Source organism: Streptomyces oryzae, assembly GCF_017676365.1.
Classification (GTDB): domain Bacteria; phylum Actinomycetota; class Actinomycetes; order Streptomycetales; family Streptomycetaceae; genus Streptomyces; species Streptomyces oryzae.
Window position 1 is genome coordinate 13,044 of record NZ_JADKMA010000086.1, and the last position, 16,137, is coordinate 29,180.

The 16,137-nt window shown below is 72.0% G+C and carries 21 protein-coding genes; 11 read left to right on the forward strand and 10 right to left on the reverse strand.

Annotated features, from left to right (window positions below; genetic code table 11):
- Window positions 1-12: 12 nt before the first annotated feature.
- The 3 genes from ITI46_RS18020 (at window position 13) to ITI46_RS18030 (ending at window position 1,966) form a co-directional block, all read left to right on the forward strand.
- Entirely contained in the window at window positions 13-993 is a 981-nt protein-coding gene (locus ITI46_RS18020) for a helix-turn-helix transcriptional regulator (RefSeq protein ID WP_209240663.1), read from the forward strand.
- A 113-nt stretch (window positions 994-1,106) separates the two neighbouring features.
- The gene (locus tag ITI46_RS18025; RefSeq protein WP_209240684.1) at window positions 1,107-1,529 is read left to right on the forward strand and encodes an Hsp20/alpha crystallin family protein; all 423 of its coding nucleotides are present in this window, start codon (window positions 1,107-1,109) and stop codon (window positions 1,527-1,529) included.
- Window positions 1,530-1,648: 119 nt separating this feature from the next.
- Window positions 1,649-1,966 (forward strand): VOC family protein, encoded by a 318-nt coding sequence (locus ITI46_RS18030; protein ID WP_209240664.1) that lies wholly within the window; start codon window positions 1,649-1,651, stop codon window positions 1,964-1,966.
- Between the two features lie 35 nt (window positions 1,967-2,001).
- On the opposite strand, the gene ITI46_RS18035 is transcribed toward ITI46_RS18030, so the two are convergent.
- The 3 genes from ITI46_RS18035 to ITI46_RS18045 all read right to left on the reverse strand — a co-directional run bounded on the left by ITI46_RS18035 (window position 2,002) and on the right by ITI46_RS18045 (window position 3,627).
- Window positions 2,002-2,430, reverse strand: coding sequence for an ester cyclase (locus ITI46_RS18035; protein ID WP_209240665.1), 429 nt, complete (start codon window positions 2,428-2,430; stop codon window positions 2,002-2,004).
- A 139-nt stretch (window positions 2,431-2,569) separates the two neighbouring features.
- Window positions 2,570-3,289 carry a cation efflux transmembrane domain-containing protein gene (locus tag ITI46_RS18040; protein ID WP_209240666.1) on the reverse strand — a complete coding sequence of 240 codons (720 nt, stop codon included), beginning with the start codon at window positions 3,287-3,289 and terminating at the stop codon, window positions 2,570-2,572.
- A 2-nt stretch (window positions 3,290-3,291) separates the two neighbouring features.
- Window positions 3,292-3,627 carry an ArsR/SmtB family transcription factor gene (locus tag ITI46_RS18045; protein WP_209240667.1) on the reverse strand — a complete coding sequence of 112 codons (336 nt, stop codon included), beginning with the start codon at window positions 3,625-3,627 and terminating at the stop codon, window positions 3,292-3,294.
- A gap of 348 nt (window positions 3,628-3,975) precedes the next feature.
- Between ITI46_RS18045 and ITI46_RS18050 the strand changes: the two genes are divergently transcribed.
- Window positions 3,976-4,509 (forward strand): transglycosylase SLT domain-containing protein, encoded by a 534-nt coding sequence (locus ITI46_RS18050; RefSeq protein ID WP_209240668.1) that lies wholly within the window; start codon window positions 3,976-3,978, stop codon window positions 4,507-4,509.
- Between the two features lie 107 nt (window positions 4,510-4,616).
- On the opposite strand, the gene ITI46_RS18055 is transcribed toward ITI46_RS18050, so the two are convergent.
- Complete coding sequence (locus ITI46_RS18055) at window positions 4,617-5,231, reverse strand: TetR/AcrR family transcriptional regulator (RefSeq protein WP_209240669.1); 615 nt, start codon at window positions 5,229-5,231, stop codon at window positions 4,617-4,619.
- Window positions 5,232-5,374: 143 nt separating this feature from the next.
- Here ITI46_RS18055 and ITI46_RS18060 point away from each other — a divergent pair, with 143 nt between their 5' ends.
- On the forward strand, window positions 5,375-6,001 hold the full coding sequence (locus ITI46_RS18060; protein ID WP_209240670.1) for a dihydrofolate reductase family protein: 627 nt from the start codon (window positions 5,375-5,377) through the stop codon (window positions 5,999-6,001).
- Between the two features lie 65 nt (window positions 6,002-6,066).
- Here ITI46_RS18060 and ITI46_RS18065 read toward each other — a convergent pair whose 3' ends face one another.
- Window positions 6,067-6,567 carry a DUF2269 family protein gene (locus ITI46_RS18065; RefSeq protein ID WP_209240671.1) on the reverse strand — a complete coding sequence of 167 codons (501 nt, stop codon included), beginning with the start codon at window positions 6,565-6,567 and terminating at the stop codon, window positions 6,067-6,069.
- Window positions 6,568-6,669: 102 nt separating this feature from the next.
- Between ITI46_RS18065 and ITI46_RS18070 the strand changes: the two genes are divergently transcribed.
- Both ITI46_RS18070 and ITI46_RS18075 read left to right on the forward strand, forming a co-directional pair.
- Window positions 6,670-7,050 (forward strand): PadR family transcriptional regulator, encoded by a 381-nt coding sequence (locus tag ITI46_RS18070; protein ID WP_209240672.1) that lies wholly within the window; start codon window positions 6,670-6,672, stop codon window positions 7,048-7,050.
- Window positions 7,051-7,055: 5 nt separating this feature from the next.
- The gene (locus ITI46_RS18075) at window positions 7,056-7,757 is read left to right on the forward strand and encodes a permease prefix domain 1-containing protein (RefSeq protein ID WP_247746163.1); all 702 of its coding nucleotides are present in this window, start codon (window positions 7,056-7,058) and stop codon (window positions 7,755-7,757) included.
- Between the two features lie 68 nt (window positions 7,758-7,825).
- Here ITI46_RS18075 and ITI46_RS18080 read toward each other — a convergent pair whose 3' ends face one another.
- The 3 genes from ITI46_RS18080 to ITI46_RS18090 are packed head-to-tail and all read right to left on the reverse strand — an operon-like array spanning window position 7,826 to window position 10,899.
- Entirely contained in the window at window positions 7,826-8,788 is a 963-nt protein-coding gene (locus ITI46_RS18080; protein ID WP_209240674.1) for an acyl-CoA dehydrogenase family protein, read from the reverse strand.
- A 6-nt stretch (window positions 8,789-8,794) separates the two neighbouring features.
- Window positions 8,795-9,973 carry an acyl-CoA dehydrogenase family protein gene (locus tag ITI46_RS18085; protein WP_209240675.1) on the reverse strand — a complete coding sequence of 393 codons (1,179 nt, stop codon included), beginning with the start codon at window positions 9,971-9,973 and terminating at the stop codon, window positions 8,795-8,797.
- A 2-nt stretch (window positions 9,974-9,975) separates the two neighbouring features.
- A complete protein-coding gene (locus ITI46_RS18090) occupies window positions 9,976-10,899 on the reverse strand; it encodes an enoyl-CoA hydratase (RefSeq protein WP_209240676.1) in 924 nt (307 codons plus the stop codon).
- A 138-nt stretch (window positions 10,900-11,037) separates the two neighbouring features.
- On the opposite strand from ITI46_RS18090, the gene ITI46_RS18095 reads away from it, so the two are divergent.
- From ITI46_RS18095 to ITI46_RS18110, 4 genes are read left to right on the forward strand one after another with little or no spacing between them, the layout of a single operon-like run.
- Window positions 11,038-11,832 carry an SDR family oxidoreductase gene (locus ITI46_RS18095; RefSeq protein WP_209240677.1) on the forward strand — a complete coding sequence of 265 codons (795 nt, stop codon included), beginning with the start codon at window positions 11,038-11,040 and terminating at the stop codon, window positions 11,830-11,832.
- A gap of 35 nt (window positions 11,833-11,867) precedes the next feature.
- The gene (locus tag ITI46_RS18100; RefSeq protein ID WP_247746164.1) at window positions 11,868-12,536 is read left to right on the forward strand and encodes a TetR/AcrR family transcriptional regulator; all 669 of its coding nucleotides are present in this window, start codon (window positions 11,868-11,870) and stop codon (window positions 12,534-12,536) included.
- A gap of 18 nt (window positions 12,537-12,554) precedes the next feature.
- Entirely contained in the window at window positions 12,555-13,718 is a 1,164-nt protein-coding gene (locus ITI46_RS18105) for an acetyl-CoA C-acetyltransferase (protein WP_209240678.1), read from the forward strand.
- Between the two features lie 48 nt (window positions 13,719-13,766).
- On the forward strand, window positions 13,767-14,585 hold the full coding sequence (locus ITI46_RS18110; RefSeq protein WP_209240679.1) for a hypothetical protein: 819 nt from the start codon (window positions 13,767-13,769) through the stop codon (window positions 14,583-14,585).
- Window positions 14,586-14,628: 43 nt separating this feature from the next.
- Here ITI46_RS18110 and ITI46_RS18115 read toward each other — a convergent pair whose 3' ends face one another.
- A complete protein-coding gene (locus ITI46_RS18115) occupies window positions 14,629-15,597 on the reverse strand; it encodes an SDR family oxidoreductase (protein WP_307808221.1) in 969 nt (322 codons plus the stop codon).
- Between the two features lie 16 nt (window positions 15,598-15,613).
- The coding region (locus ITI46_RS18120) for an SDR family oxidoreductase (protein ID WP_209240681.1) at window positions 15,614-16,137 on the reverse strand (524 nt) is incomplete at its 5' end.

A 16,137-nucleotide genomic window follows, 5' to 3' on the forward strand; every position in this document is an offset into this window, starting at 1 on the left:
AGAGTTGCAGACATGGCGAACACCTCCGCACGGCTGCTGAGACTGCTGTCCTTGCTCCAGACCGGCCGGGACCACTCCGGCGACGAGCTCGCCGACCGGCTCGGCGTCACCGGCCGCACCGTACGCCGCGACATCGAGCGGCTGCGCGGGCTCGGCTACCCGGTGCACTCCGTCCGGGGCGCCGCCGGGTACCGGCTGGCCGCCGGGGCAGCACTGCCGCCGCTGCTGCTGGACGACGACGAGGCGGTCGCCGTCGCGGTGGGGCTGCGCACCACAGCCGGCAGTTCGGTGGCCGGCATCGAGGAGACGGCCCTGCGCGCTCTCGCCAAACTCGAACAGGTACTGCCCTCCCGGCTGCGGCACCGGGTCAACGTCGTACAGACGGCGATGGTGCACGTGGGGGCCGCCGGGCCGCGGATCGACCCCGGCACCCTGCTCACCCTCGCGGAAGCCTGCCGCCGCGGGGAACGGCTGCGGTTCGACTACACCAGCGCCGACGGCCGGGAGACGCGGCGCGACGCCGAGCCGCACAGCATCGTCAACTTCGGCCGTCACTGGTATCTGATCGCCTGGGACCTGGACCGCGCGGACTGGCGCACCTTCCGCGTCGACCGGCTCCGGCCCCGCACCCCGACCGGTCCCCGCTTCACGCGCCGCCCCATCCCGCACGGCGACCCCGCGGCCTACCTCGCCCACCAGCTCTCGGCCCACACCTGGCCGTACCAGGCGACCGTCACCCTGCACGAGTCCGCCGAAGCCGTCGCCGACCGGGTGTGGCCCGGCATGGGTGTCGTCGAACCCGTGGACGCGCACAGCTGTCTGCTGCACGTCGGTGCCGACACCGTCCCCGACCTCGTCTGGATGCTCACCTCCGTGCAGACGGACTTCACCGTCCAGAACGGGCCGCCCGGCCTCACCGAGGCCCTGCGGGTCCAGGCGGACCGCTGCCGCAACGCTGTCCGGGGCTCTGACCTGCGGGAAAATGCGGGTTGAGTCGAGGCTTGGCAACTTTCCTGTTCGTGAGTTATACAAGTGTGTGTAGGGCATCACAGCGCCGGGGGCGCGAGGTCCCCGGCCGGATGGCTTGCGGGAAGGAGATGACCATGATGCTCATGCGCACCGACCCCTTCCGAGACCTGGACCGGCTCACCGAGCACTTCTTCGGCACCATGGCCAGGCCCGCAGGGATGCCGATGGACGCCTACCGCGCCGGTGACGACGTGGTGATGCAGCTCGACCTGCCGGGCGTCGACGCCGACTCCATCGATCTGGACGTCGAGCGCAATGTCCTCACGATCCGCGCGGAACGCCGCACGACGATGCCGCAGGACGCCGAGGAGATCGCCGCCGAGCGCCCGACCGGTCACTTCAGCCGCCAGATCTTCCTCGGCGACACCCTGGACACGGAGAACGTCAGCGCCTCCTACGACGCGGGCGTCCTCACCGTCCGCGTCCCCGTCGCCGAGCAGGCCAAGCCCCGCAAGATCCAGATCAGCGGCGGCGGCGAAGCCAAGCAGATCAGCGGCTGACGGCACCCGACCCCTTCCACCAGGTCTGGCTCGGCCCGCCTTCCCGCCCCGTGGTCGCGCAGGACGCGACCACGGGGCGTATGTCTGTGGGAGAGCGCGGGCTGGCACAGTCGGATTCCATGACGAGCAGCCCAGCGGGCGCGCGGATGGCACTGGTGGTTCTCTACGCCGAGCGGCTGGATGAGTGCCGCCGCTTCTACGGCGACCTCGGCCTCCTCTTCGCGGAAGAGCGGCATGGGGAAGGCCCTCTTCACTATGCCGCCACGCTGCCCGACGGCACTGTGCTCGAGCTGTACCCGGCGACCGAGCGGCGCCCCGTATCCAGCGTGCGGCTGGGCTTCGGCGTCCTGGGCCGGGAGCTGAGCTCCCCGCTGCCACCTGGTCGGCATGTGGTGGACGACCCGGACGGGCGGGCCGTCGAGCTGTATGTGGAGTGAGTGGCAGTAGCCCGACGGTTCGGCTGGGAGGTCCGTCAGCCGACTCCGAGCTGCTGGGACAGGTACGGGCCGTCGGAGCACACCCAGTACTCGACGAACCTGCCGTCAGCGCCCCGGAGGATGTCGTTGCCCCGGAAGACGACCTCCGTGCCGGGCTCGGCCGTTGCACCGGGGAAGTCGCCCTGGTAGCTCCCGCGGCCGACCCAGCGGGCACAGATCAGATTCCCCTGCACCACAGGACCGACTTCGACTTCGAAAACGAGTTCCCGGAAGTACTCCCGGCTCATGGAGACCAGGCTCGCGATCCCGTCCGGGCCCTTCAGCTCGTTCTCCCCACCCGGCTGGATCGCCCCGTGATGGATGGCGAACCCTGGGGCGACGATTTCCTGGGCGACAGAGAGGTCACCCATCCACAGTTCCTTCAGCCACCGCTCGTACAGCGCCCCCAGCACGGCCTCGTCCATGGACTCCTCCCGTTCTGTTCGTCACCGTCTTGGCCGGTTACTCGCCGCCATCCTCGCAGCGCTGCAACGCTCCCGCGAGGCCGAACCGAGACCCGCGCCCCGAAGGGCCCCTCACCGGAGCAAGCCCCGCAGGGAAGTCCTAAGCACAGCAGTCGCAGCCGGAGCCGCAGCCGCCGGCGTCAGCCGTGGCATCGGTCCGGGAAGACTGGGCGACGGGCGCCGCGCAGCACCCCTTGCCGCGCCACGCGTCCCGGCCTTCCTTCACCGCGACGCCGGCGATGGCCAGGGCCGCGATCGGGTCCGCCCAGGCCCAGCCCAGTGTGGCGTTGAGGACAAGCCCGACCAGCAGCACGGCGGACAGATACGTGCACAGCAGCGTCTGCTTGGAGTCCGCCACCGCCGTCGCGGAGCCCAGCTCCCGCCCGGCCTTGCGCTGTGCGGCGGACAGGAACGGCATCACGGCCAGCGACAGCGCCGTGATCACGATGCCGGGGACCGAACGCTCCGCTTCCCCACCGCCAACGAGCGTGCGGACGGCTTCCACGGCCACGTAGCAGGCGAGCGCAAAGAACGACACCGCGATGATCCGCAGCGTGGTCTTCTCCCGCGCCTCCCGGACGGCGTGCTCCCGCGCGGAGAACTGCCAGGCGACCGCCGCGGCTGAGGACACCTCGATCACGGAGTCCAGGCCGAATCCGACCAACGCGGTAGAGGAGGCGAGGGCACCGGCGGTGAGGGCGACGACGGCCTCGACGGCGTTGTAGGCGAGGGTCGCGCCGACCAGCAGCCGTATCCGGCGCGCCAGCGCATCACGCCGCGCCGGGCCGGGGGCGAGGGAAAGGGATATCTCCGTCGACATGGTCAGCAGCAACCCTTCTCGTCGGCCTCCCCGCACGCGCGGTCGCTCTCCACCGCGACCACGGCGGTACGCAGATCGTCCAGCGCGTGGCCGAGCCTTTCGTCAGCCAGTTCGTAGCGGGTCCGGCGCCCGTCGGGTGTCGTGACGACCAGCCCGCAGTCGCGCAGACACGCCAGGTGGTTGGACAGCCGGGTACGGGAGATGCCGAGCGTGTCGGCCAGTTCGGACGGGTAGGCCGGGGCGTCGCGCAGAGCGAGCAGGAGCCGGCAGCGGATCGGATCGGCCAGCGCACGGCCGAACCGGGCCAGCACTTCGATGTCGGTGGCGAGAGTCAGCACGGCAGGACGATACACCGAATCCTGAATTCAGGAAATCGTGACCAGTCGTGTGCGGTACGGGGCGGTCACCGGGCCACGCCCGGGGTGGGGTGTGAGGGTGCCCATAGGAGCCAGATCACTTACGAGTGGGCTTCGTAGCAGCGCGCTGCGCTGACCTGGGCGGAGAGGCGCGAGGCGGGGGTTCTGTCTGCTTTGCCCCGATTCTGGATCGTACGTCACATATTTGCCGGGATGGGGAGCCGGTTCCCAGGGTGGGTGCCAGGTCGCGACGAGACCCGGGACGCAAACCCCCCTGCGCCCCCGGTACGCGGCCGGAACGTCCCCCCTCATGGAAGGCTCTCCGCTCGCATGCGTAACGCTCTGCGTACCCTCAAGCCCACCACCCGCCTGGCCACCACCGGCCTGACCGTCCTGGGCACCGCCGGCATCGCCGCCACCGCCCTGGCCGGCACCGCCCACGCCACCGAGCACCCCGCCAAGCCCGCCGCCAAGCCCGCCGCCAAGGTCGAGATGGCCGCCCACGCCAAGAAGGCCGACGAGAAAAAGGGCGGCAGCAAGTACGCCGACAATCTGGACGGCTGGATCCGTGAGGCCCGCGCCATCATGAAGAAGCACGACATCCCCGGCTCCTACGACGGCATCAAACGCAACATCATCCGCGAGTCCGGCGGCGACCCCAACGCGGTCAACAACTGGGACATCAACGCCCAGAAGGGCATCCCCTCCAAGGGCCTGCTCCAGGTGATCCAGCCCACCTTCGACCAGTACCACGTCAAGGGCACCCCCGATAAGCTCACCGACCCCGTCGCCAACATCGTCGCCGCCTGCAACTACGCAGCCGACCGCTACGGCACCATGGACAACGTCGACTCCGCCTACTAAAGGCCGACAACCCCACAAACCCAGCACCCCGCATACGAACACGAGCGGGTGGGAGGACACACCTCCCACCCGCTCCTTCGCGTGTCCGGACCCTGCCTACCATGCCCTCAATCAGCGCCCGCAGCAGAGCCGTTGCCCTGTGCGGAATCCGCGCCGAAGACGCGAGGCACCATCGCCTGGATCAGACGGTCGGCGTCATAGGGCTCGCTGAGGATGTCCGGGACTGTCATGTCGTCGATCAGCAGGCCGGCCATGGCGAGGTAGAGCAGGACGACGCCCAGGTCGTCGCCCGGCATTCCGGCGTCGCGGTGGTAGGCGATCAGGCCGTGGAACTCGTCGCGCAAGAACCCGGACAGCTCCTCGTACAGCTCCGGGCGCCGGGTCGCCTCCAGCCGCAGTTCCAGCATGGCCAAATAGCTGCTGCGGTCGGCGCGCATACGGCCCACCAGGTCGCGCATCAGCTCGACTTCGAGTGCGAAGGTGCGGGGCGCTTCCATGCGTGCGGTCAGCGCGGCCGGATCGGGGGTGAGCCGCTCGCGGGTGCGCCGCATGACCTGGGTGAGCATGTCGCCGCGGTGGGCGAAGTAGTTGGAGGAGGTGCCCGTCGGGACGCCCGCCTCCTTGTCGACGGCGCGCAGCGTCAGCCCGCGCGACCCCTCGCGTGCCAGCACCTCGATGGCCGCGTCGAGCAGCGCGGTCCGCCGCTCCGTGTTCTGCCGCATGTCGGCCTTCCTGCCTTCCTCGGGTCTCTTCGACGGTCTCCCGGGTTTCCCGAACCCTCTTGCGCCACTGCAAGTGAAGTACTACGTTCTAACCACTGCAAGCAGAGTAGTACAAACGAAGCACTTTCAGTGAGGAGCATTCCATGCGCAAGCTCGTCTACTACGTGGCGGCCACCATCGACGGTTTCATCGCGGGCCCGCAGGGCGAGTTCGACTTCTTTCCCGTGCCGGACGACATCAGCGCCGCGATCTTCGAAGAGCTGCCCGAGACCGTCCCCACTCACATACAGGCGGCGCTGGGCCTGCCCGATCGCCCCCACCAGCGCTTCGACACGGTGCTGATGGGCCGGGGCACGTATGAGCCGGCTCTCCGCGAGGGCATCACCAGTCCGTACGCCCACCTGCGGCAGCTCGTCTTCTCCACCTCGCTGCCGAGCGACCAGGATCCGGCAGTGGAGATCGTGCGGGACCGGGATCCGGTCGAGGTCGTACGGGAGCTCAAGCAGCAGGACTCGGACTCGGGATCGGACTCGGGATCGGACTCGGACTCGGACCCGGGAGGGAAGGACATCTGGCTCGCCGGCGGCGGAAAGCTGGCGGCGGAGCTGCTCCCGGAGATCGACGAGCTCGTCGTCAAACGCAGCCCGCGCGTGGCCTGCGCCGGAATCCCGCTCTTCGACGGGACGTTCACGCCGACGGCGTTCACACCGGTCTCCACGCGGAACTTCGCCTCGGGGGTGAGCATGACCACCTACGTACAGGAGCGCTGAACCCGCCCCTGAGCACCTGCCGTCCCGCATCGGCGGGGCAGGACAACAGCAGGACCGCCGTCCGCTCAGACTCCCGTCGTGAAGCCTGGGCGGACGATCATCAGGACGACCACCACCGCCCACAGCAGGTTGAAGACTCCGGTCACCATGGCCAGCCGGGCCGCGGCGGCGCGCGGGTCGGATATCTCGGGCGCGGCTTCGCCCTCGTCGAGACCGATGCCGGCGGCACCCAGCAGCCGCGCCTGACGGGGCAGGACGACGGCGCCGAGGAGGATCGCGGCGAGGGTCGTCAGGATCAGGGACGCGACCAGCCAGGCGTCCGTGAGGACGCCGAGCTGGGCACCGGTGGCCATGCCGAAGACCGGTACGGCGACACCGAAGAGCGCGTACCCCTTGCAGATGCGGTGCAGCAGCGCGGCGGCCCCGGCGCCGCGCCCCTTCCGGGCAGCTTCCCCCGCGGTCAGCAACTCCCGTGCGGCGCGCGGAAATATCGACGCGGCGACGGAGATCGGCCCCACGGCCAGGATCGCCGCGAGTACGTGGATGGAGAGCAGCAGCTTGGTCACCGGGGACCCCGATTCGAGCGCACGGACAGGTTGGCAGCCAACGCATATGCGTTGGCTGCCAATAGGTAGCACGGCAATACGTTCCCTGCCTACACTTCACCCATGAAGACGGAGGCGGTGCGAGGGCACCTCGACGGACTACTGCTGGCCGTGCTCGAACCGGGGCCGCTGCACGGGTACGCGATCATCACCGCGGTGCAGGAGCGCAGCGGCGGCGCGCTGGAGCTGCGGACGGGAACCGTCTATCCGGCGCTCAACAGGCTGGAGCGGCTGGGTCTGCTGGAGAGCGACTGGCAGTCGGTCGGCGAACGGCGCCGACGGTGCTACACGCTGACGGACGCCGGCCGCCGCACCCTCGCGGACGAACGGACCGCGTGGCAGGAGTTCACCGCGGTCATCGGCGCCGTCCTCGACGCACCCAGCAGAACCGGAACCCGCACATCCGCCGGATCCGCTCCGGTCCGTACCCGGCCCGCGACATGAGCGGGATGAGCGACCGGGCCCCACTGGATGTGGGCGACGCGCGGGGGCAGGGGCGACAGCAGTCAGATCCCGTGGTGGCCTACACGGCGGAGCTGCGTGCCGCCCTGGTGGGCCCTGCCCGGGTCAAGTCCCGCATGGTGGCGGAGATTCATGACGGCCTGCTGGACGCCACCGACGCGTACGTCGGCGAGGGCGTGCCGCGCGCCGAAGCGGCGCGCCGGGCGGTGCGCGACTTCGGGACGGTGGCCGAGTTGGTGCCGGAGTGCCAGCGTGAACTGACTGTCGCGCAGACCCGGCACACCGCACGCGCGGCGGCGCGCTGTGTTCCCTTCCTGCTGGTGTGCTGGGCGCTCACGCGGACCGCCGTCGGCCCGGCGGCCGCTCCCCTGGCGCTGCTCGCCGCCGTCAGCACGGTGCTGGCCGCCGTCACGCTCGCCGCCACCGGTGGGGCGCTGGCGCGCCGGTTTCCCAGCCCTCGTGCACTGCCCCGCGTCGTCGCCTGGACGGGGACGGGAGCGAGCCTCGGTATGGCGGTGGCCACTCTGGCGCTGGCCTGCACCGCGTTCCTGACCGCGCAGTGGCCGCTGCTCGTGCTGGCGGGCGCGCTGTCCGCCGCCTCGCACGCCGTGCTGAGCACCTCGGTGCGCGTCTGCCGTCGCTGCCCGGCACCTGCCGCCGACCCGCTCGACGGCACGCTGCCGGGGTGAGCCTCGCCGCGGCTGTCGCTCGCCGTTGAACGTCCAGCGAGGTCCCAGCGAGGCCCAGCATGGCCCCGTCAGCCCGGCAGCAACTCACCGCTCAGCACGGCCGCATGGCAGGCGGCCCGGGTGCCCCAGGCCGGGTACAGGGCGCGGACCTTGCGCAGCAGCAGGGTCAGGTCGTACTCGTCCGTGTAGCCGAGGGCGCCATGCACCTGGAGCGCGGTACGGGCCGACTGGTACGCGGCGCGCGAGCAGGCCGCCTTCGCGGCGGGCAGGTCGCGGGGGTCGGCCGCGGCGTCGCCCCGTACGGCCAGCGCCGCGCCGTACAGCAGGGGGCGGGCGAATTCCAGTGCGACGGCAACGCTCGCCAGCTGGTGCTTGACCGCCTGGAACGAGCCCACCGGCCGCCCGAACTGCCGCCGCTGGCCCGCATACGCCACGCTGCCCTCCAGCAGGGCCTGCCCCGCGCCGAGCAGTTGTGCGGCGGTCAGCAGGGTGGCCAGCGCCCGGATCCGCCGGGCATCGGCGGGGACGGGCTCGCCGGGCACGCAGCGCACCAGGTGACGGCTGGGGTCCACGGAACGCGACGGCTCCCCCGGTGGCCCGGCGGTGGTCACGCCCTCACCGACGAGGACGAACGTCACCTCCGCGAGGTGGGCATCCACCGCGTACCCGGCGCCCGGGTCGGTGACGGTTGCCAGGTGCTCGCCCGTCAGGAGGTCCGCGAGCCAGGGGGAGCCGGCGTCCAGGCCCGCCGCCACGGCGACGGTTTCGGCCAGCGGGCCAGGTGCCCCGGCGCGGCCGATCTCCACGAAGGCGGAGGCGAGTTCGGGCGGATGCCGGCCCAGGCCGCCGCGCTCCTCGGGTACGGCGAGCGCGGGCAGCCCGGTGGCCGCCAGGGAGCGCCACAGGGCGCGACCGGGGGCGTGGTCGCCCGCGGCCCAGGCGCGGGCGGCCTCGAGTGCGCCGGCGTCGGCGAGCAGGCGGCGGACGGTCGCCGTATAGCTGCGGTGGTCCTGGTCCGGCAGAAAGCGCATGGCGGCTCAGCGTCCCCTCGGCAGGCCGAGTACGCGCTCGGCGACGATGTCCCGCTGAATCTCGTTGGTCCCGGCGTAGACGGGCCCGGCAAGCGCGAAGATCCAGCCGTCCAGCCAGCCGTCCCACACCCTGCCTTCGGCGATCTCGGCCGTGCCGGGGCCGAGCAGGTCGAGCGCGGTCTCGTGGAGGTCGATGTCGAGTTCGGACCAGAAGATCTTGTTCATCGAGGGCGGGGCAGCAGCCTCTTCCCCCGGAAAGCCGCAGCCCTCTGCTGCCGCTGACGCCGCCGCGTACCCCGCGAGTTGATAGGCGCGGGCCCGGGCCCAGGCGTCGGCGACCCGCTCGGCGAGCGCTGTGTCGCCGGGCGCGGCCCTCTCCCGCCACAGCTGGCGCAGCCGTTCGGCCGCCGCGGTGAAGCGGCCCGGCGAACGCAGGGTGAGGCCCCGCTCGTTGCCCGCGGTGGACATGGCGGCGCGCCAGCCCTGCCCGGGCTCGCCGATGACGTCCGCGTCCGGCACGAAGACGCCGTCCAGAAAGATCTCCGCGAACGCCGGCTTGCCGTCCAGCCGGCCGATGGGCCGTACGGTGACGCCAGGCGCATCCAGCGGGAACATCAGATAGCTCAGCCCCCGGTGCCGTTCCGCTTCGGGGTCGGTACGGAACAGGCCGAAGGCGCGGTCGGCGAACGCGGCGCGGGACGACCAGGTTTTGTGCCCGTACAGCAGCCAGCCGCCGCCGTCCCGCGTGGTACGCCGGGCGCGGGAGCGCAGCGCGGCGAGGTCGGAGCCGGCTTCCGGTTCGGACCACGCCTGCGCCCAGACGGTCTCCCCTGCGGCCATCGGCGGCAGGATGCGCGCCAGCTGCTCCGCGGTGCCGTGGGCGAAGAGGGTGGGGGCGAGGAGGTTGATGCCGTTCTGGCTGACGCGGCCGGGCGCACCGGCCGCGTAGTACTCCTCCTCGAAGATCAGCCACTCGGTGAGGCTCGCCCCACGACCGCCGTACTCGCGCGGCCAGGAGACGACCGACCAGCCGCCGTCGTACAGTTCGCGCTCCCAGGCGCGGTGTGCGGCGAAGCCCTCGGCCGTCTCCAGCGACGGCAGCGGCTCGGCGGGCACGTGCGCCGCCAGCCAGGCGCGGGCCGCGGCGCGGAAGTCCTCCTCGGCGGCGCTGAATTCCAGGTCCATGCTCAGGCCCTGTCCGTGTCCCTGTCCTCGCCCATGTCCGCGCCCTTACGGCCCTCTTCGGAGGGGGCCTGGCCGCCCGCCGCCCGCATCTTCCGGGCGTCCATCCCGCCGAGCGCGTCGGCGCCCGTCTCGGCGTTGTGGGCGTGTGCCAGGTGGTGCAGGCCGAACACCGAGTCCAGGCCGCTGTGCAGGCCCATCAGGTCCTCGGCCTGGTTGACCGCACGCTTGGTCAGTGCCAGGCCGAAGCGGGGCATCTCGGCGATACGGAGCGCCAGCGCCTCGGCCTCGGCGGCGAGTTCGGCGCGGGGGACGACGCGGTTGACCATGCCGATCTCGTACGCGCGCCGGGCCGGCATCCTCTCCCCCGTGTACAGGAACTCCTTGGCGACGCGGGGCCCCATCACCCAGGGGTGGGCGAAGTACTCGACGCCGGGGATGCCCATCCGTACCACCGGGTCGGCGAAGAAGGCGTCCTCGCCGGCCACGATCAGGTCGCACACCCAGGCCAGCATCAGCCCGCCCGCCACACAGGCCCCCTGTACGGCGCAGACGACGGGCTTGGGCAGCTCCCTCCAGCGGCGGCACATCCCCAGATAGACCTCGGACTCCCGTGCGTAGCGGGCCTCGCCGCCCTCCTTGCCGGCGTGGTCCCACCACAGCCCGGCCCTGCGCGGGAAGGAGAGATGCGCGTCGCGCCCCGGCGTGCCGATGTCGTGCCCGGCGCTGAAGTGCTTGCCCGCGCCGGCGAGCACGACGGCGCGGACCGTGTCGTCGTCGGCGGCCCGCTGGAACGCCGCGTCGAGGGCGTAGGTCATGGCGGAGTTCTGGGCGTTGCGGTACTCGGGGCGGTTGAGGGTGACGCGGGCGACGCTGCCCAGGTGCTCGTACGTCACCACCTCCGGGGTCGCCGGGCGGTCGTCGGGCATGCGGGCACTCTCCTCGCACGAGGCTGCACAATGCTTCCCTAACAAGTGTTTGGTAGATTAACGTGGCTCCGCCACCACGTCGAGAGCCGCACAGCGCCACTGAGCCGCGAGAGCCACCGAGCCGCGAGGGGCCGCCCCATGAGCAGCGCCGCACCCCCCTGCCCCGCACCGCACGGTCTGCTCGCCGACCGCTCCGTCGTCGTCACGGCAGCGGCCGGAAGCGGGATCGGCGGGGCGACGGCCCGCCGCGTACTGGAGGAGGGCGCGGCAGGCGTCGTCATCGGTGACGTGCACGAGCGCCGCCTTGCCGAGACGGAGCGGAAGCTTGCCGAGGAGTTCGGCCCCCGCCGGGTACGGGCCGTGCGCTGCGACGTCACCGACGAGGGCGAGGTGGGTGCGCTGCTGGCCGCCTGCACGGCCCGCCACGGCCGCATCGACGTACTGGTCAACAACGCGGGCCTGGGCGGCACGGCCGAGCTGGTGGAGATGACCGACGAGCAGTGGTCCCGGGTGCTGGACACCACCCTGAACGGCACCTTCCGCTGCACCCGCGCCGGGCTGCGTGCCATGCGCGACCAACCGGGCGACGGCGGCGTGATCGTCAACAATGCCTCGGTGGCCGGCTGGCGGGCCCAGCGCGGCCAGGCGCACTACGCGGCGGCAAAGGCGGGCGTGATGGCGCTGACCCGCTGCGCGGCGCTGGAGGCGGCTCGGTTCGGCGTACGGGTCAACGCCGTCTCGCCCTCCCTGGCGATGCACCCGAACCTGGTCAAGGTCACCACCCCGCAGCTGCTGGAGGAGCTGACAGCGCGGGAGGCGTTCGGACGGTACGCGGAGCCGTGGGAGGTCGCCAACGTGATCGTCTTTCTGGCCAGCGACTACTCCTCGTACATGACCGGCGAGACGGTCGCCGTCAGCAGCCAGCATCCATGACAGGGCCTGCCGCGCGCCCGACGGACAATGGACCCATGGTGACGCCGAAGAAGACCGCCCCCGGCGGAAAGCCTGCCCCCGGCGCAAAGGCAGCGCAGGGTGCCAAGGCCGCCCCCGCTGCCGGGCGCCGGGCCGAGTTGCTGGCGACCGCGGCCGAGGTGTTCGCGGAGCTGGGCTACAACGCGACCACCGTCCGCACCATCGCGGACCGTGCCGGGATGCTGGCGGGCAGCCTCTACTACCACTTCGACTCCAAGGAGTCGATGGCCGACGAGATCCTCAGCGCCTTCCTGACCGACCTGTGGACGGGCTACCAGCGGATCGAGGAGGCGGAGCTGGGCCCGCGCGAGACGTTCGAGGGGCTGGTCACCGAGTCGTTCCGGCAGATGGAGCGGCACCGTCCGGCAGTCGTCATCTACCAGAAGGAGGCCCGCAGGCTGGCCTCCCAGGAGCGGTTCCGCTATCTGTCCGACTCCCAGGAGCGCTTCCAGCAGCTGTGGACGCGGACCCTGGAACGCGGAGTGGCCGACGGCAGTTTCCGCAGCCGGCTGGACGTCCCCGTCGCCTACCGGTTCGTACGCGACACGGTGTGGGTGGCGGCCGTCTGGTTCCGGCCCTGGGGGCGCAAGAGCGCGGCGGAGATCGCCGAGCAGTACACCTCGATGGTGCTCGACGGAATCGCCACCCACCCGGTGGCCCGATGATCCAAGGAGCGTGACCGGATGTCCCGCGGTGAGGCTTACATGGTCGAGGCGGTCAGGTCGCCCATCGGCAAGCGCGGCGGCGCGCTGGCCGGCGTGCACCCCGCGGACCTGGGCGCGCACGCGCTGCGCGCGCTGGTGGAGCGCGCCGGGGTGGACCCGGAGGCGGTGGAGGACGTCGTCTTCGGCTGCCTGGACACCGTCGGACCGCAGGCGGGCGACATCGCGCGCACGGCGTGGCTGGCCGCGGGGCTGCCCGAGTCGGTCCCCGGCGTGACCGTCGACCGGCAGTGCGGCTCCTCGCAACAGGCCGTGCACTTCGCGGCGCAGGCCGTCATGTCCGGCACCGCCGACCTGGTGGTCGCGGGCGGGGTGCAGAACATGTCGCAGGTCCCCATCGGCTACGCCTCCCGGCAGGCGGGCGAACCGCTCGGCCTGGTGCAAGGCCCCTTCCAGGGCTCGGCGGGCTGGCGGGCCCGCTACGGCGACGCACCCGTCAGCCAGTTCCACGGCGCGGAGCTGATCGCCGAGCAGTGGGGCATCAGCCGCACCGAGATGGAGAGCTGGGCGCTGCGCTCGCACCAGCGGGCGCTGCGCGCCATCGACGAGGGCCGCTTCGAGCGGGAGATCGCCCCCTTCGGCGACCACGCGGTGGACGAGGGGCCACGGCGCGGCACCAGCCTGGAGAAGATGGCGGCCCTCGATCCGCTGGTGCCGGGCGGGCGGCTGACGGCGGCCGTCTCCTCGCAGATCTCGGACGCCTCCTCGGCCGTGCTGCTCGCCTCGGAAGAGGCGGTACGCACCCACGGCCTCACCCCGCGCGCCCGCGTGCACCATCTCTCCGTGCGCGGCGAGGACCCGATCCGGATGCTGACGGCCCCGATCCCGGCGACCGCACACGCGCTGAAGCGGGCCGGGATGACGCTGGAGGACATCGATCTGGTCGAGATCAATGAGGCGTTCGCCTCCGTCGTACTGGCCTGGCTGCGGGAGACCGGCTGCGACCCGGACAAGGTCAACGTCAACGGCGGCGCCATCGCCCTGGGCCACCCCCTCGGCGCCACCGGCACCAGACTGCTGACGACCCTCCTGCACGAACTGGAGCGCACCGGCGGCCGGTACGGGCTCCAGACCATGTGCGAGGGCGGCGGCCAGGCGAACGTGACGATCATCGAGAGGCTCTGACCCGGGACCCCTGGGCGGGATCGTCCCGGGGTCTGAAATCGTGAGCCCATGTGTGTCTCCATGGGTCCGGCCGAGTTCTCCGGCACCACGCTGTACATGGGACGGCTGCACCATCCCGAGCACGCGCTGGTGCACGTCCTCGGCTACCAGAACACCGCCGTCAACCGCGCCGACGGCCCGAACGCCATGCTGCTGCACCTGCCCGCGCGCGGTATGACGCAGAACAACTTCCTGGACGTGGGGCGCAGTTCCGACGTGCTGGAGCGGATGGTGGATGCCGTACGGCCCAGGTCCGTGGCGGCGGGCGGCATGGCCTGGATGGGCTGGGACCAGCCCGCGTACGGGGTGCAGGTCTTCGAGCACGACATCTACACCGTGCTGCTCGCCTCCGACCCCACCGCACTGCCCGCCGCGCTGCACCAGGTGCCCGCGCACAAACGGCCGGCGCTCAACCCGGAGCTGATGCGGTTCTACGCCGAGCGCTATCCCGGGTACGCGATGGCCGTGTGCTGCTTCGACAACGCCGAGGCCGCGCAGGCCAAGCCGCTGCTGATGTGGTACGTGCCGCACGATGCGGACGTGCTGACGGCGCCCGCGCTGGACGCGCACACCGGGCGGCCACCCGGCATGGTGGGGCAGGTTCCGGTCGACCACTGGGTGCTGTACGGCAGCGACGCGGCGCCTCCCGGCTGGGGTGAGCCGGTGGACCACGACCCCGCGATGCGGCATCGCCTGCGCGGCTTTCTGCCCTCTCAGGTGCGCGGCGAACACTTCTCCGGGCTGCTGCCCAACGGCGACTTCGCCCTCAGCCATGCGGACCTGCTGGCCGGCGGCCGGGCGAGCAGGGTGGGAGCGCCTGTCGGATAAGCCGTGCACCGTGCCCCGAAGGGGCGCGGGCCCTCCCCGGAGCTCACTCCGCGCCGTAAACGCACTCCGGATCGGGCGACCTGCGCAGCAACTCGCGGAGCGGCGCATCCAGTTCGCCGGGCTCCCATTGGGCGCCCTTGTCAGCGCGAGCGGCACGGCGCCAGCCGTCCATGACCGTGATCCGGCCGCCCTCCGCCTCGAAGACGCGGCCGGTGACGCCGTCGGACGCGTCGGAGCCGAGGTAGACGACCAGCGGGGAGACGTTGTCCGGGGCCATCGCGTCGAAGCCCCCGTCCGCGGGCGCCGCCATGTCCGCCGCGAACGTCCGCTCGGTCATCCGGGTGCGGGCCGCCGGGGCCACGGCGTTGACCTGGACGCCGTACCGGCCGAACTCGGCGGCTGCGACGAGGGTGAGCGCCGCGATCCCGGCCTTCGCCGCCGCGTAGTTGCCCTGCCCCACAGCACCCAGCAGCCCGGCACCCGAGGTGGTGTTGACGATGCGGGCCCGCGTGGGCCGGCCGGCCTTCGACTCGGCGCGCCAGTGCGCTGCCGCGTGCTTCATCGGCAGGAAGTGCCCCTTCAGGTGCACCCGTACGACCGCGTCCCAGTCGTCCTCGCCGAGATTCACCAGCATCCGGTCCCGCAGGAACCCCGCGTTGTTGACCAGCGTGTCCAGCCGGCCGAAGCGCTCCAGTGCCGTACGGACGAGCCTGGCGGCTCCCTCGCCGTCGGCCACGTCGTCGGTGCTGACGGCCGCCTCGCCGCCCATCGCGCGGATCTCGGCGGCCACTTGCCCGGCGGGGCTCCCGTTCGCAGCTGCCGCGCGGCCCGTGCCGCCCGCGCCGTCGAGGGCGACGCCCAGATCGTTGACGACGACCCGGGCACCCGCGCGTGCGAAGGCGAGGGCGTGCGCGCGGCCCAGCCCGCGGCCGGCGCCGGTGACGACGACGACGCGGCCCGCGGCGGTGCGGTCCGGGGTGGTGGCGGCTCGCTGCTGGGCTCGCTGGGGCACGACGACCTCCGAAGGCTCAGGGTTTGTTGACGTTCGCGGCGTCCAGGAAGGCGGGCCGCTCGCCGCCGCCGTGCACGGCGAGGGAGGCGCCGGAGATGTAGCGCGCGGCATCGGAAGCCAGGAACACACAGGCGTCGCCAACCTCTTCGGGTTCCGCCAGCCGCCCCATCGGCACGGTGGCGCTGACGGCGGCGACGCCCGCCTCGTCGCCGTAGTGCAGCCCGGTCAGCTCGGTGCGGGCCATGCCCAGCACGACGGTGTTGACCCGCACCCCGTCCGCCGCCCACTCCATGGCCATCGACCGGGCCAGGCTCTCCAACCCCGCTTTGGCCGCACCGTACGCCGCCGTCCCCGGCGAAGGGCGGCCTCCGCTGACGCTGCCGACCATCACGATGGCGCCGCCGTCGTGCTGCTCGCGCATGAGCGCGTGCGCCGCGCGGGAGAGGTAGATCGGGGCGAGCAGGTTGAGTTCGACGACGCGGGCGTGCTGCCGGTCGGCGCCCTCGGCCAGCGGGCGGTAGGGGGCGCCGCCCGCGTTGT